This window comes from Franconibacter helveticus LMG 23732 (assembly GCF_000463115.2).
Lineage (GTDB): Bacteria > Pseudomonadota > Gammaproteobacteria > Enterobacterales > Enterobacteriaceae > Franconibacter > Franconibacter helveticus.
Genome location: NZ_AWFX01000049.1, coordinates 97,569 through 111,403, shown reverse-complemented (window position 1 = coordinate 111,403; position 13,835 = coordinate 97,569). Strand labels below are relative to the sequence as shown.

General features: G+C 56.6%; 13 protein-coding genes. 3 read left to right on the top strand and 10 right to left on the bottom strand.

From position 1 onward, the window contains the following. Positions 1–14: 14 nt before the first annotated feature. The 4 genes from glnK to DW56_RS15565 all read right to left on the bottom strand — a co-directional run bounded on the left by glnK (position 15) and on the right by DW56_RS15565 (position 4,680). Positions 15–353: a P-II family nitrogen regulator gene (gene glnK, locus DW56_RS15580; RefSeq protein WP_002891893.1), complete on the bottom strand. Its 339-nt coding sequence runs from the start codon at positions 351–353 to the stop codon at positions 15–17. 252 nt (positions 354–605) lie between these two features. Further along, positions 606–2,384 carry a SmdB family multidrug efflux ABC transporter permease/ATP-binding protein gene (locus DW56_RS15575; protein ID WP_024551985.1) on the bottom strand — a complete coding sequence of 593 codons (1,779 nt, stop codon included), beginning with the start codon at positions 2,382–2,384 and terminating at the stop codon, positions 606–608. Further along, on the bottom strand, positions 2,377–4,152 hold the full coding sequence (locus tag DW56_RS15570) for a SmdA family multidrug ABC transporter permease/ATP-binding protein (RefSeq protein ID WP_024551986.1): 1,776 nt from the start codon (positions 4,150–4,152) through the stop codon (positions 2,377–2,379). The genes DW56_RS15575 and DW56_RS15570 overlap by 8 nt, the downstream gene beginning before the upstream one ends. A 60-nt stretch (positions 4,153–4,212) precedes the next feature. Then, positions 4,213–4,680 carry an Lrp/AsnC family transcriptional regulator gene (locus DW56_RS15565; protein WP_024551987.1) on the bottom strand — a complete coding sequence of 156 codons (468 nt, stop codon included), beginning with the start codon at positions 4,678–4,680 and terminating at the stop codon, positions 4,213–4,215. A 115-nt stretch (positions 4,681–4,795) separates the two neighbouring features. On the opposite strand from DW56_RS15565, the gene DW56_RS15560 reads away from it, so the two are divergent. Then, positions 4,796–5,857, top strand: coding sequence for a PLP-dependent cysteine synthase family protein (locus tag DW56_RS15560; RefSeq protein WP_024551988.1), 1,062 nt, complete (start codon positions 4,796–4,798; stop codon positions 5,855–5,857). Positions 5,858–5,879: 22 nt separating this feature from the next. On the opposite strand, the gene cof is transcribed toward DW56_RS15560, so the two are convergent. Then, positions 5,880–6,698 (bottom strand): HMP-PP phosphatase, encoded by an 819-nt coding sequence (gene cof / locus DW56_RS15555; protein WP_024551989.1) that lies wholly within the window; start codon positions 6,696–6,698, stop codon positions 5,880–5,882. A gap of 99 nt (positions 6,699–6,797) precedes the next feature. Between cof and DW56_RS15550 the strand changes: the two genes are divergently transcribed. Further along, positions 6,798–8,510: an SgrR family transcriptional regulator gene (locus DW56_RS15550; RefSeq protein WP_024551990.1), complete on the top strand. Its 1,713-nt coding sequence runs from the start codon at positions 6,798–6,800 to the stop codon at positions 8,508–8,510. Positions 8,511–8,566: 56 nt separating this feature from the next. Further along, positions 8,567–9,262 carry a 7-cyano-7-deazaguanine synthase QueC gene (gene queC, locus DW56_RS15545; protein ID WP_024551991.1) on the top strand — a complete coding sequence of 232 codons (696 nt, stop codon included), beginning with the start codon at positions 8,567–8,569 and terminating at the stop codon, positions 9,260–9,262. Here the strand turns inward: queC and DW56_RS15540 are convergent. The 5 genes from DW56_RS15540 to hupB all read right to left on the bottom strand — a co-directional run bounded on the left by DW56_RS15540 (position 9,254) and on the right by hupB (position 13,634). Beyond that, entirely contained in the window at positions 9,254–10,093 is an 840-nt protein-coding gene (locus tag DW56_RS15540; RefSeq protein ID WP_024562045.1) for an MBL fold metallo-hydrolase, read from the bottom strand. The two genes, queC and DW56_RS15540, sit on opposite strands and share 9 nt — an antisense overlap. Before the next feature lie 150 nt (positions 10,094–10,243). Then, entirely contained in the window at positions 10,244–10,642 is a 399-nt protein-coding gene (locus DW56_RS15535; RefSeq protein WP_024554062.1) for a YbgC/FadM family acyl-CoA thioesterase, read from the bottom strand. 104 nt (positions 10,643–10,746) lie between these two features. Continuing rightward, entirely contained in the window at positions 10,747–11,115 is a 369-nt protein-coding gene (locus DW56_RS15530) for a ComEA family DNA-binding protein (protein ID WP_024554061.1), read from the bottom strand. 145 nt (positions 11,116–11,260) lie between these two features. Further along, positions 11,261–13,138 (bottom strand): peptidylprolyl isomerase, encoded by a 1,878-nt coding sequence (gene ppiD, locus DW56_RS15525; RefSeq protein WP_024554060.1) that lies wholly within the window; start codon positions 13,136–13,138, stop codon positions 11,261–11,263. A 223-nt stretch (positions 13,139–13,361) separates the two neighbouring features. Further along, positions 13,362–13,634: a nucleoid-associated protein HU-beta gene (hupB, locus tag DW56_RS15520; protein ID WP_024554059.1), complete on the bottom strand. Its 273-nt coding sequence runs from the start codon at positions 13,632–13,634 to the stop codon at positions 13,362–13,364. Positions 13,635–13,835 lie beyond the last annotated feature (201 nt).

Here is a 13,835-nt window from a genome sequence, read left to right as displayed (position 1 = left end):
TCACGGTTGGCCAGTTACAGTGCCGCTTCGTCGGCTTCGCCGGTACGAATACGAATCACGCGTTGCAGCTCGGCTACGAAAATTTTGCCGTCGCCAATTTTGCCGGTGTAGGCAGCCTTACTGATTACATCAATCACTTCATCGAGCTGATCGTCTGCAATGGCAACGTCAATCTTCACTTTGGGCAGGAAGTTAACGCTGTACTCGGCACCGCGGTATAGCTCGGCGTGGCCTTTCTGGCGGCCAAAGCCTTTCACCTCGGTCACCGTCAGGCCCTGAATGCCAATTGAAGAGAGCGCCTCGCGCACGTCTTCCAGTTTGAATGGTTTGATTACCACGGTAACCAGCTTCATAAATCCCCTCCAGTCGAATTGGGTAATGGCCGCAGCTAACGCATGAACTAAAGCAAGCGGCGTGCCAGGAATGATGAAGCGAGGGATTTCGCCTGCTGCGGGCGGGCATTCACGCAGTGAATACGTAAGAGAAAAGTGTGACCGGGATTCAGATTGTTCCTGGAAAGCAAAAACGCACCATGCTGGTGCAGGGTGCGTTGCAATTTTGCACCAGCGAAGCAAGCGGCGGGTGCGGCGCGTTTTTTTAGTGCATCAGGCGATAAGCGACTCTTCACGCCCGCTGGCTTCAAGCTCTTCGCCCGCCAGCTGGAGCTGATACATCTGCCAGTACCGCCCTTTCGCGGCGAGCAACGCCTGGTGCGTACCGCGTTCAACGGCCTGACCGCGATGCAACACCATGATGGTATCCGCTTCCACAATAGTAGAAAGGCGGTGGGCGATAACCACCAGCGTGGTGCGTTCGCGTACTGCCGCCAGCGCCTGCTGAATGGCCTGCTCGGTGCCGGAATCAATATTGGCCGTGGCTTCATCCAGAATAAGGATTTGCGGCGTATCGACCAGCACCCGCGCCATCGCCAGCAGCTGTTTTTGCCCCACCGAGAGGTTGTTCCCCTGCTCGCCAAGCCGGGTATGGATGCCCTGGGCCATGCCGCGCGCCAGCTCCGCCAGTTGAACGGTTTCCAGCGCCTGCCAGACCTGCGCTTCGCTGATGTCGCGCCCCAGCGTCACGTTGGCGAAGAACGAGTCCGCCAGCACCACCGGGTCTTGCTGCACCATCGCCACGCCCTGGCGCAGCACGCCGTGGCTCAGGCTATGGAGCGGCCTGCCGTCAAGACGGATTTCGCCGCGGGTAAGCGGGTAATAGCCCATCAACAGGTTCGCCAGCGTGCTTTTGCCGCTGCCGGTATGGCCGACCAGCGCGACGAAATGGCGTGACGGCACGCGCAGATCGATATCCTGCAAAACCAGCCGATCGTCGCGATAGGCAAACGAGACATTATCAATATCGATCGATCCGCTTTGCAGCGGGCGTTCATCCTCGCCATAGTTCTGGCGCGGCCTGTCCATCAGCTCAAAAACGCGCTCGCCCGCTACCACCGCCTGTTGCAGTATCGACTGCTGGGTGGTGAGTTCGATTAGCGGTTCATTGAGCCGCCCAAGGTAGCTGATGAAGGCATACAGCACCCCCACCTCAATTGTGCCGACGGAAGTAAAGCCGAACAGCATCAGCAGACCGCAGAGCACCAGCGCGGAAAAGAGGCTCAACAGCGGGCGAAGCAGGAAACCATCCAGGCGCAGCGTCTGCATACGCGCCAGGTAGTGCGAATGGCTCGCTTCATTCATCCGCTCGCCGAAGCGCGCCTGCTGGCGAAACTGCTGAATAACGCTCATGCCGTTGATCACTTCGTTAAAGCCGTCGTTGATGTCCGCCAGATAAGCGCGCACCCGGCGTACTATCGGCGTGCTGTAGCGCTGATAAATCAGCATCACAATCAGCACCGCCGGGAAGATAGCGATGGCAACCAGCGCCATGCGCCAGTCGAGGCTGAACATCGCCACCAGCATCGCGCCGATGAGCGCCGCGCTGCGCAGCACCGTCGCCACAACGGTGACGTAGAGATCGCGAATGACTTCGGTGTCGTTGGTGACGCGGGAAATCAACTGGCCCACCGGTTGCGTGTCGAAGGCGCCGAGCGGCTGGCGCAGCGCGGCGTCCATGGCGTCGGTGCGCAACTGCTGCACCACGCCTACCGCCGCTTCATTAAACAGCAGCGCCTGCCAGTAATGCAGCCCGGCGGCCAGCAGTTGCAGCAAAATGTAAACCGCCGCCAGGCCGCTCACCAGCGCAAGCGGCATGCGGTGTTGCGCCACGAGATTATCAATAAAGTAGCTGATAAGCGCCGGGCCGCTGACTTCGGCCGCAGCAGCCACCCAAAGCATCACGACCGCCATGGAAAGCGGTTTGCGCCAGGGATTGCCATACGCCAGCAGACGTTTTAACGTCGGCCAGAGTTGACCAAAGTTACGCATCCAGCGCCTCCTGTGGGTTTTCTTCCGGCGCGTCGTCCAGCGCCGCTTCAAGCTGTTGATAGCGGTACATATCGCGATACCAGCCCGGCTGGCTCGCCAGCTGTTCGTGCTGGCCGCGCTGGGCCACATGGCCATGTTGCAACACCAGGATTTCGCTTGCTTCGGTCAGCGCTGAAAGGCGGTGCGCGCTGATGATAACGGTGCGATCCTCTCCCCACTGGCGCAGATTATGCAGGATCTGGTGTTCAGTGCGGCCGTCCACGGCGGAAAGCGCATCATCAAGAATCAGCATTTCCGCATTCAGCAGCAGCGCCCTGGCAATAGAGATTCGCTGTTTTTGCCCGCCGGAAAGCATAACGCCGCGCTCACCCACTTCGGTATCGTACCCTTGCGGCAGGCGCAGAATGTCGTCATGCACGCAGGCGAGCTTCGCCACATGCTCGATTTCCTGCTGCGTGGCTTCCGGTTTGCCGAGGGCGATGTTGTTCGCTACGGTGTCTGAAAAGAGAAATGGCGTCTGGTTCACAACCGCGAGCCGCGCGCGCCAGTCGTCCAGCTTCAGCCGCGGCAGCGGAATATCGTGAAAGCGAATATCGCCTTCATCGACGTCAAAATGGCGCTGGATAAGCGTCAGCACCGTGCTTTTTCCGGCGCCCGTCGGCCCGCAAAGCCCCAGCATCTGCCCCGGCTTCAGGGTGAAGTTGAGATTTTGCAGCGTCGGCTGCGTGGTTTGCGGATAGCGGAACGCGCGAATGGCGACGCGCAGTTCGCCGCGCTCCGGCGGCGCGCTTTCGTTACCGTCATTCACGACCGGCGCTTCCGCAAGCGTGGCGCGAATACGGCTGTAAGCGGCGCTGCCGCGCTCGACGATATTAAACATCCAGGCCAGCGCCAGCATCGGCCAGATCATCAGCCCCAGATACATAGTAAAGCTGGTGAGCTGGCCGAGCGTCAGCGTGCCGTTCATTACCATCCAGCTGCCGCCGCCGATTGCCAGCAGGTTCGCCATGCCGATAGCGATGTAAATCGTCGGGTCAAAGCGGGCGTCGACTCGCGCCACCCGCAGGTTTTTTTGCCCTGTCTCGCGGGCATCTTCGGCGAAGAGCGCCGACTGGCGGTCTTCAAGGCCGAACGCTTTAATCATGCGGATGCTGGTCATGCTCTCCTGGGTGCGATCGTTAAGCGAGGAGAACGCCGCCTGCGCCGCCTTGAAGCGCTGGTGCAACTGGTCGCCGTAACGCTTAATCACCATCGCCATAACCGGCATCGGCAACAGCGCCAGCAGCGTAAGCTGCCAGCTTATCTGCGTGCTCATGACTATCAGCACCGCGCAGCCCATCACCAGCGAATCCACCAGCGTTAATACCCCTTCGCCGGCGGCAAAGACTACGCGGTCAACGTCGTTGGTGGCGCGCGCCATTAAATCGCCAGTGCGATGACGCAGATAAAATTCCGGATGCTGGCGGCTGAGCTGGCGATAAAAATCCCGGCGCAGTTCAACGGCCAGTTGATAAGAGGCTCCGAACAGCAGTACGCGCCAGACATAGCGCAACAGATAGACAACGACCGCAATCGCCACCATCACGCCTGTCCATTGCAGGATCTGCCCGGCGGTGTAATGGCGTTGGGTTACGCCATCCACAATCACACCTACCAGCTTCGGCGGTATGAGTTGCAGAATGGCGATAATGATAAGCAGGGCTACGGCGCCGAGATAGCGTCGCCACTCCCGGCCGAAATACCAGCTTAACTGAGCAAATAATCGCAAAACGTTTTGTCCTGAGTCTCTTGAATGACGATAAAAGCAGGAATGGCGTACAGGTGGCCGCTAAAGGTTAGCCTCTACCGACAGGGCTGTGGTGTATTTTATCTGCTCCATGGCAAAACTCGAAGTGACCTCAGAAAAACCGGGTACCTGGTTTACCAGTCGCTTGTAAAATTCGTCATAGCGTTTCATATCCGCTACCTGGACCCGCATCAGGTAGTCGTACTCCCCCGCCATGCGCCAGAAGCCCAGCACTTCCGGCATGCTGCTCACGACCGAGACGAAGTGGCTATACCATTCGCGGTTATGGTGCTGTGTCTTAATCAACATAAACGCGGTCAGGCCGAGCCCCAGTTTTTCCGGGTTCAATAATGCGACCTTCGCGGTAATGTAGCCCTCTTCTTCCAGCCGACGCAGCCGTTTCCAGCAGGGAGTAGTAGTGAGATTAACGGCATCTGCCAGCGCCTGCAAAGAGCGGGTGCAGTCGCTTTGCAACAATGAAAGCAGTTTACGATCGATTTTATCTAACATACGGCTTTCCTGGAGAAAAATATTCTCTAATTCAAGCCAGGCTAAGGAAAATTGGCAACCATTTTCCCCGCGCTCTTCGCTACTCTAAGCACAAATTGACAAACGGGAAATGCTTATGAACCGCGCCTGGGTACGCCATGCCATCAGTGAAATCAATGCCGATAATCAGCGTTCCGCAGACACGCATCTGCTGCGCCTGCCGCTGCCCGCGTTTCCGGGCATTTACCTTTATCTGAAAGATGAGAGCACTCACCCAACCGGCAGCCTGAAGCATCGTCTTGCCCGCTCGCTTTTTCTTTATGCCCTGAGCAATGGCTGGATCAACGAAGGCACGCCGATTATCGAAGCCTCATCCGGTTCTACCGCCGTTTCTGAAGCCTGGTTCGCCCGGCTGCTGGGCCTGCCGTTTATCGCCGTTATGCCTGCCTGTACGGCGAAGCGCAAAGTGGAGCAGATTGAATTTTACGGCGGCCGCTGCCACTTCGTGGAAAGCGCGTGTGAAATTTACGATGCCTCCGAGACGCTGGCGCGCGAGCTTGGCGGTCATTATATGGACCAGTTTACCTATGCCGAGCGCGCTACTGACTGGCGGGGCAATAACAATATCGCCGACAGCATTTTTCGCCAGATGCGCCATGAGCCGCATCCGGTGCCGGATTATCTCGTCATGAGCGCCGGTACCGGCGGGACTTCCGCGACGCTTGGCCGCTATCTGCGATACCAGGGCTACAGCACGAAGCTGATGGTTGTTGACCCGCAAAATTCGGTGTTTATGGATTACTGGCACTCACGCGATAAAACCCTGCGAAGCGGGATCGGCAGTAAAATAGAAGGGATTGGCCGCCCGCGCGTCGAGCCGTCGTTTATTCCTGACGTCGTGGATGAAATGCTGCGTGTGCCGGATGCGGCAAGCATCGCCACTATGCAGTGGCTGGAGACGCAGCTTGGCCGTAAGGTGGGCGCATCTACCGGCACCAATATGTGGGGCGCGTTGCAACTGGCGGCGCGCATGCGCGACGAAGGCCGTCAGGGCGCGATAGTCACCCTGCTCTGCGACAGCGGCGAACGCTATCTCGATACCTATTATCAGCCGGAGTGGGTAGCGAAAAACATCGGCGATCTGACGCCGTACCAGCACAAACTGGCTACGCTGCTGGAAGAAAAGAAGCCGGGCTAACCCGGCTTGCTGGAAAGCCTCATCATTCGGGGGAATAAGTAAGGTGCGGTGTATCCAGCCAATGCGTCAAATAGTGGGAAACCGCCTGACGGCTACAGTGGCCGATGACCGGCAGATGGGGTAAATCGGCAATCAGCTGCGGCATGGCGTTGCCCATAATCAAACCATGGCCGACCAGCGAGAGCATTTCACGGTCGTTCATGGCATCGCCAAAGGCCATGCACTCCGCCAGGGTGTAACCGAGGTGCTCGCTTAGTACCGTCAGCGCCGCCCCCTTGTTGCACCCGGGCGGCAACACTTCCAGACAATCCGTGGCCGAGAAACATAAATGCGCCTCATTCCCTAGCGCTTCATTAAGCTGAACGCGCAGGCGACAGAGATCGTCGTGATCGCCGCAAAAGCAGATTTTAGTCACCCGGTGCGCCGGGATCCGCCTGAGATCGACCAACTGATAACGAAAGCCGCTGTAAAGATGCGCGACCAGCAACTCTGGCATGTCGCGATCGGTCATCCAGCCATCGTCATTAAACACATGGGTGCTTGCCTGCGTTTCCCAGTGGCTGTGCAGCACCGTTTCCGCCACCGCAGGAGAGAGATCCTGGCTGTGCAACAGCTCCCCTTCAAGGGTATGGATACGGGTGCCGTTGCCGGTTATCAAAAAAGCGTCCAGAGAAAATTGACCGAGGATGGGGCGCATTTCCATGACGTGTCGGCCTGTCGCGAAAGCCAGCGCCACTTCCCGCTCGCGCAGGCGACGCAGCACGTTAATGGTTTTATCGCCCAGCCGGTGGTCTGGCATTAACAAGGTGCCGTCCATATCAAAAGCAGCGAGTTTCGCCATGGTTATCTCCCGTCTGAAGCCGAAGGCATGCCGGGAAGTATTGCCTGGCATATGCGGAACTAATAGTGAATACTTTGCAGAAACAGTTCCGGGTTTTGTATGCGACTGCTCAACCGTCTTAATCAGTTCCAGCGTCTCTGGCAGCCCTCGTCAGGCGCCCCTCAGCAAACCACCGTGGCAGAGCTGGCGGCGCGCTGCTTTTGCAGCGAACGCCATACCCGCTCGCTTTTGCGCCAGTTAGAAGCGGCAGGCTGGCTTAGCTGGCAGGCGCAGTCGGGCCGGGGAAAAAGAGGCACCCTGCGCTTTCTGGTCACGCCGCAAAGCGTGCGGGCCAGCATGATGGAACAGGTATTAAACCAGGGGGAACACCATAACGCCTTAACGCTCGCGCAACTGGCGCCGGAACAGCTTCGCCATCTGCTGACGCCTTTCCTGGGCGGGCAGTGGCAAAACGATACGCCAACGCTTCGTATCCCTTATTACCGACCGCTGGAGCCGCTAACGCCCGGGTTTCTGCCAGGCCGGGCCGAGCAGCATCTGGCGGGCCAGATTTTTGCAGGACTGACGCGATTCGATGCCGCAAGCCTGCGCCCACAAGGCGACATGGCGCATCACTGGGATATTTCATCCGATGGGCTTATCTGGCGATTTTATCTGCGCCCTACCCTGCACTGGCATGACGGCAAGCCTGTAGAAACAGGCCAGTTGCTCGCAAGCCTTAACCAGCTTTTGGCCGTTCCGGCGCTGCGCCAGCTTTTCGCCAGCGTGAAAGCTGTCGATTCGCCGCATGCGCAGTGTTTGCGCTTTACGCTCTTCAGGCCTGACTACTGGCTTGCCTGGCGTCTCGCCAGCTATTGCAGCTTTCTTGCGCATCCGCAGAGTAATCAGACAGGCTGCGGCCCGTTTCGGCTGACCGGTTTTTCTCCTGAACTGGTACGGCTTGAGAGCCATGAGTTTTACCATCTTCAACATCCGTTGCTGAAAGCGGTGGAGTACTGGATAACACCTTTGCTTTTCGACCGCGCGCTCGGTACCAGTTGCCGTCATCCGGTTCAGATAGCGCTAGGTCAGGAAGAAGAGCTGGCGAACCTGCGCCCCATCAGCAACAGCGTCAGCCTCGGGTTTTGTTATCTCGGCGTACGTCAGGGAGGCCGCCTTTCGCCCGCACAGGCGCGGCGGCTTATTAGCCTGATCCGTGAAAGCGGCATGATTGAGGCGCTGCCGCTGGATGAGGGCCTTATTACGCCGAGCCGGGAAATGCTGCCGGGCTGGGCTTTGCCACTCTGGACGCCAGAAGCGGTGACATTGCCGCCGCGGCTGACGCTTTTTTATCACCTGCCGGTTGAGCTGCATGTTATGGCGCAGCAGTTACGCGAACAGCTGGCGATACTGGGCTGCGAGCTAACGGTTCACTTTCACGATGCGAAAAACTGGGACGGTTGCGGTGAGCTGGACAGCGCCGATATTGTGATGGGCGACAGGCTGATTGGCGAAGCGCCAGAGTATACGCTGGAGCAGTGGCTGCGCTGCGACGCGCTCTGGCCGCACCTGCTGACGCCTTCGCAACAGCATCATCTGCACGCCACGCTGGATTCAGTGCAGCGCTACCCTGACGACGAAACGCGGAATACCGCCCTGAAAGCGGTGTTTTATGAACTGATGTCCGACGGAGTTATTACCCCGCTCTTTAATTATCGTTATCAGATAAGTGCGCCGCCGGGCATCAACGGTGTAGAACTCAATGCGCGCGGCTGGTTTGATTTCACCCGCGCCTGGCTGCCGCCGCCGGCAAGCGGCGAAGAAGCTGGTTAGCGTGGCGTTACGGCGCTACCATACCGTTTTTGCGATTAAGAACCACAGGGTTGACTATGAAACGTGCCGTTGTTGTCTTCAGCGGAGGACAAGACTCCACCACCTGCCTGATTCAGGCGCTACAGCAGTATGACGAAGTGCACTGCGTGACGTTTGATTACGGCCAGCGCCACCGTGCTGAAATTGATATCGCCCGCGAACTGGCCGTCAGGCTGGGCGCCCGGGCGCACAAAGTGCTGGATGTCACGCTGCTGAATGAACTGGCGGTAAGCAGCCTCACCCGCGACAGTATCCCGGTGCCGGATTACGACCCGCAAGCAAGCGGTATTCCCAGCACTTTTGTTCCGGGCCGCAATATTCTTTTCCTGACGCTGGCGGCCATTTACGCTTATCAGGTGCAGGCGCAGGTGGTTATTACCGGCGTTTGCGAGACCGACTTTTCCGGCTACCCGGACTGTCGCGATGAATTCGTTAAAGCGCTCAACCACGCGGTAAGCCTTGGCATGGCGCGGGATGTCCGTTTTGAAACGCCGCTGATGTGGCTGGATAAAGCCGAGACCTGGGCGCTGGCAGACTACTGGGGCAAGCTTGAGCTGGTTCGCCATGACACGCTGACTTGTTACAACGGCATTAAGGGCGAAGGCTGCGGCGACTGCGCCGCCTGCAACCTGCGCGCCAACGGTCTGAACCGTTATCTGAACGATAAAACGGCTGTGATGACCGCCCTCAGGCAAAAAACCGGGTTACGCTAACCGCGCTTCGTCCGCTTTCAACCGCTCGAACTCTTTGGCGTCATGGCTGCAAAACAAGGTGACGCCAGCATGAGTATCCGCAGCCAGCGCTCTTAAACGGCGCTGGTTATTTAAACGCGCCGTTTTGTCGGTCTGCATCATGGTCTGGTAAAAGCGCAGCCCTGGGGTACAGCGATACGTGGGCGCCATCTCTTCGCGAAAAAACCATGCATCACCGCCGTGCAGCAGCCAGCCATCCGGGGTATCGATCGCTACGCCTGCATGCCCCTGGGTATGTCCCGGCAGTGGAATAAGCAAAATTTCCGGCGGCAGGCCTTTTAAGTCTCTGACCGTATCGAAACCGAACCACGCCTCTCCTTTTGCCTGATAGCCGTGCCAGCCTGATACCGCCCCCCACTGGCCTGGGCGATAGCGTTCCCGCGCCAGCCAGCCATGCCGGTCGCTGGCGGTATCGATTTCCGCTTCCATTAAGTGGATTTGCGCATTGGGAAAATCACTTAAGCCCCCCGCATGGTCAAAATCGAGATGCGTGAGAACAATGTGGCGGACGTCGCCTGGCGTAAAGCCCAGCGCCGCAAGCTGATAAGCGGCCGTCAGCTCTTTGCGGTACTGAATGTTATTCATAGCCCGGAAAAACCACGGCAAACGGTGAGACGGCTCCGCCATATCTTCCAGCCCAAAGCCGGTATCAACCAGCACAAGGCCATGCTGGTCTGTTTCTATCAGCAGGCAGTGGCAAATTAAATGCGCATGCGCCCCCTTACTAAACCCGTCGTAAAGTTTGCCGCCAAGTGGGCACATACAGCCGCAGTTAAGATGGTGGATCCGCATTACACCTCCGCTCTGTTTCACAGGATATTGATTAAAAAGTATAAGCCCGACTCGCGAAAAACAGCGACACGGCAAGGGTGGATAAATCCTGAGAGAAGAAACGAAGAGTGGCAGGAGGCGTTTGCCGTCATGACAAACGCCTTTGTGACTTCAGACGATCATGGCGTTAAGCTTTTCACGCAGTTCGCCTTCAATCGGCAACGCTTTTTGCGTTTTAAGATCGATGCAGACAAAGGTTATTAACGCATCAGCGACTTCCTGTCCTTCCGGATCAAGCGTTATAACCTGGCTTAAAACACCGCTTTTGCCGTTAAGCTGCTTCATTTCGCTGGTTATGGTCAGGCGATCGCCCAGTACAGCGGGACGGCGATAGTTGATATTAATATTCACGACCACAAAAGCGATGTTGTTGGCCGTCATCCACTGGAAGCCCTCTTCATGCTCCAGCCCATCCCAACGCGCTTCCTCAAGAAATTCCAGATAACGGGCGTTATTAACGTGTTGATAAACGTCGAGGTGAAAACCCCGCACTTTAATTTGTGTCTGCATAGCGCAAAAACCCTTGTCATTGTTTTAATGGATACAGAGGCCACACCACTGGTATGACCTCTTTAGTCTGGCAAAAGTTTTTAACTCTGCAAGAACAGATGTCGTTAAAGTTTGAGGTTAGACAGGTTTCGCTCCACCAGTGAATCGCCCATGCCCGGCACCTGTTTGAGATCGTCCAGCGCTTTGAAAGGACCATGCTCTTCACGGTAGCTGACAATAGCCTGCGCTTTTTTCTTCCCGACGCCGTTCATCGCTTTCGCCAGTTCATCAACTGTGGCGGTGTTAATGCTGACGGTCGTTTCTTCGCTTTCTGCTGCGTTTGCAGTGGACTTCATGGCTTTGTTATCAGCACTGTCGGGCCGGGCTTGCGTCATTTGCGCTTTACCTGCGGAAGGCGCCGCCAGCGAAGTGCTGCTAAGGCCGCAACTTGCTACAGCCAATGCCAGACAGAGTGCTTTGATTCCACGTTTCATGCTGTTTTCTCCTTGTTTGTTGACAGCAAAGCCACCTTATTGCGCGCGTCACAAACAGACAAACAGCAAACCTTAAAAATGGAAAAGGCCGCGTAAGCGGCCTTTGTTGGTTGCAATCCATTGCACAAATGTGCGAGATGTCTCGTTACTGCTGCTGCTCTGTCACGATATCGCCCATTTTAATTTTGGCGTCTTTACGCAGGTTGCTCATCAGCGCTTCAAAAGCGACCTGCGCGTTATTCTGCGTGATCCCCTGCACCATCGCTTTTTTCTGTTCTTCCGGCAGCGTGCCGCTGCGCACTTCGTCCAGCGCAAGCAGAACTACATTGCCCTGCATATCGTTGCCGATACCGTAGGCTGGCTTGTCTTTCGCCGGCAGCGGCAGCGTAAAGGCGGTCTGGCTCAGCGGATCTTGTCCGGTACGGCTTAACGTTTTCACTTCGCCGAAGCTCAACCCTGCCGCTTTCAGCGCCTCATCGCCTTTGCCTGCTTTCAGCGCGCTCAGCAGTTTCTCTGCGTCAGCTTTCGCTTGCTGCTCCGCTTTCTGATGCTTAACCGCGTTCACAACCTCGTTGCGTACTTCATCCAGCGGCTTTGTTGCTTCCGCTTTGTGGTCGGTAATACGCAGTACAAAAGCGCGATCGCCTTCCACGGTGATGATGTCAGAGTTACTGCCCGGCGTGCCGTTCTCGCCAACCAGGTTGCCGCTGAAAATCGCATCTGCAACCGGTTTGAAATCCAGCGCCTGCGGCAGATTATCGCGACCGAACCAGTCGGTTTGCACAGCTTTCACACCGGCCGCCTGCTCAGCGCCCGCCAGCGATTCATTATCATTGCTGGCCGCCTCGCTCACTTTCTGTTGCAGGGCGAAATAAGCGTCCAGCGCTTTTTCATGTTTCACTTTATCGGCAATGGCATCATGCACTTCCGCCAGCGGTTTGACCTGCGCTGGCTGCACGTCGTCGAGACGCACCACCAGGAAGCCAACGGAAGATTTAATGACGCCGGAAAGCTGGCCTTTTTCTTTGAGACCGGCGTTTTTCAGTTCTTCCGGCGTAGTGGCAGGCTCAAGCCAGCCCATATCGCCGCCGTTGCGGGCAGAGATGATGTCAGCCGACTTTTCTTTCGCCAGCGTCGCGAAATCACCGCCCTGCTTTAGCGCATCCAGCACCGCTTTAGCTTCAGCTTCCGTTTTGGTCTGAATCACGCTGTAGCGGCTGCGCTGCGGTTGAGTGAACTCATCCTGATGCTGGTCGTAATAAGACTGAATATCCGCCTCGCTCGCGTTCTCCGGCATAGCGGCAGCATCCAGCTTGATGTAGCTTACGCGGAACTGTTCCGGCGCCACGAAGCGATCTTTGTTCTGCTGGTAGTAGTTGTTGATTTCCGCATCGGAAACCTGCTGTTTCGCCGCCAGCGCGTTGACGTCAATCGTGGCTTCACGTACCAGGCGCTGCTGGGAAACCAGCGCCGCCAGCTCGTCAGTCTCGCCATTGAGCATAAAATCGGTGCCGACCACAGCGTTAATCAGCTGTTGAGTCGTAAGCTGGTTACGCAGAGCCTGCGCGTATTGATCCGCCGTCATTCCCATCTGGTTGACGATAGCGTTATAGCGCGTGTTGTCGAATTTGCCGTCGCTCTGGAAAGCGGGCTGCTTAAAGATGGCCTGCTTCACCTGCTCATCGCTGATGCCAAGCCCCAGCTTTTTCGCATACTGATCAAGGAGGGTTTCATCGATCATGCGCTGGAGTACTTGCTGGCGCATGTTTTTCATGTAGTTTTCATTCGCCGCCAGCGCAGAGAATTGATCGCCCAGCTGCTGCTGCATGCGGTTGCGCTCGCCTGCGACCGCGTTTTCGAACTGCGCCCGGTTGATCTCCTGGCCGTTAACTTTTGCGGCATAATTATTGTTACCGCCAATCAGGTAATTACCCACGCCCGTCAGAATGAACGAGACGATAATTAGTCCCAATATGATTTTGAGCACGACGTGATTCGCCGCCGCGCGTAAATTGTCCATCATGGTGTAACAACACTCCGCTGTAGTGTGACTCGTAAACTCTGCACAGAAACGTCTCGCGTCCTTCGGAACACGGCTCTGCCGCTGCGCCCTGAGACGTATTGTGACAAGAAAACGGGGCGGTTGTCAGCCCACGCGCCGCATAAAATTCCGGGCATATAAAAAAGGCACATCTGACGATGCGCCCTTACTTTCGAAAACCTTACGGATTGTCCGCAAGCGTTTCTTAGTTTACCGCGTCTTTGAGTGCTTTACCGGCGCGAAAGCCTGGCACTTTAGCCGCAGCAATAGTGATTTCTTTGCCTGTTTGCGGGTTGCGGCCGGTGCGGGCAGCACGTTCACGAACAGCAAAAGTACCAAATCCTACCAGAGCCACTTCGTCCCCAGCTTGCAGAGATTCAGTAACGGAAACAATTAAAGCATCTAACGCACGTCCAGCCGCGGCTTTAGAAATATCAGCGCTTGCGGCAATTTTGTCTATCAGTTGAGATTTATTCACTCTTCTCTTCCTCTCTTTATTATTTATATCGCACCAGATCCCTTCGTGGCGCGACCGCGCAGCAGTTATAACAGGCATGCATCGCCCTTACAACATCAGTTATTGATGGCACGCCTGGTCAGCAATCTAAATTAGCTATACAAAAAAAAGCTGGCAAGTGACAAATCACTCGCCAGCCCTGTTTTTATCAAGGGTCTTTGC

What these genes read in the sequence shown, in the direction of transcription:
- queC (WP_024551991.1), top strand. Translation starts at nt 8,567, where the DNA reads ATGAAACGTGCCGTTGTTGTCTTCAGCGGAGGACAAGACTCCACCACC.
- DW56_RS15535 (WP_024554062.1), bottom strand. Translation starts at nt 10,642, where the DNA reads ATGCAGACACAAATTAAAGTGCGGGGTTTTCACCTCGACGTTTATCAA.
- ppiD (WP_024554060.1), bottom strand. Translation starts at nt 13,138, where the DNA reads ATGATGGACAATTTACGCGCGGCGGCGAATCACGTCGTGCTCAAAATC.
- cof (WP_024551989.1), bottom strand. Translation starts at nt 6,698, where the DNA reads ATGGCGAAACTCGCTGCTTTTGATATGGACGGCACCTTGTTAATGCCA.
- glnK (WP_002891893.1), bottom strand. Translation starts at nt 353, where the DNA reads ATGAAGCTGGTTACCGTGGTAATCAAACCATTCAAACTGGAAGACGTG.
- DW56_RS15540 (WP_024562045.1), bottom strand. Translation starts at nt 10,093, where the DNA reads ATGCGGATCCACCATCTTAACTGCGGCTGTATGTGCCCACTTGGCGGC.
- DW56_RS15575 (WP_024551985.1), bottom strand. Translation starts at nt 2,384, where the DNA reads ATGCGTAACTTTGGTCAACTCTGGCCGACGTTAAAACGTCTGCTGGCG.
- DW56_RS15530 (WP_024554061.1), bottom strand. Translation starts at nt 11,115, where the DNA reads ATGAAACGTGGAATCAAAGCACTCTGTCTGGCATTGGCTGTAGCAAGT.
- DW56_RS15560 (WP_024551988.1), top strand. Translation starts at nt 4,796, where the DNA reads ATGAACCGCGCCTGGGTACGCCATGCCATCAGTGAAATCAATGCCGAT.
- DW56_RS15565 (WP_024551987.1), bottom strand. Translation starts at nt 4,680, where the DNA reads ATGTTAGATAAAATCGATCGTAAACTGCTTTCATTGTTGCAAAGCGAC.
- DW56_RS15550 (WP_024551990.1), top strand. Translation starts at nt 6,798, where the DNA reads ATGCGACTGCTCAACCGTCTTAATCAGTTCCAGCGTCTCTGGCAGCCC.